1 protein-coding gene is annotated in these 284 nt (G+C 63.0%); it reads left to right on the top strand.

All coding sequences use genetic code 11. The features are described from left to right. Nucleotides 1–284 (top strand): transposase (locus PARHAE_RS20910; RefSeq protein ID WP_206437051.1); only part of this gene is annotated, 284 nt, incomplete at both ends.

Here is a 284-nt window from a genome sequence, read left to right as displayed (position 1 = left end):
TGAACGAGCTGAAGAACCGAGGGCTGCAGGACATCCTGATCGGGGTCGTCGACGGGCTGAAGGGCTTTCCTGAGGCCATCACCGCCGCCTTTCCCGAGGTCATGGTCCAGACCTGCATCGTGCATCTGGTCCGCCATAGCCTGAGCTTCTGCTCCTGGAAGGACCGCAAGGCTGTGGCTGCCGACCTGCGCCGGATTTACAGCGCCCCAACCGCCGCAATGGCCGAGGCCGAACTCGATGCCTTTGAGGAGAAATGGGCCGGGAAATACGCGTCCATCGCCCCA

The sequence above is a fragment of the Paracoccus haematequi genome, from assembly GCF_900631945.1.
Classification (GTDB): domain Bacteria; phylum Pseudomonadota; class Alphaproteobacteria; order Rhodobacterales; family Rhodobacteraceae; genus Paracoccus; species Paracoccus haematequi_A.
The sequence above is the reverse complement of the archived record's forward strand: the minus strand, read 5'-3'. Positions and strand labels throughout refer to the sequence as shown.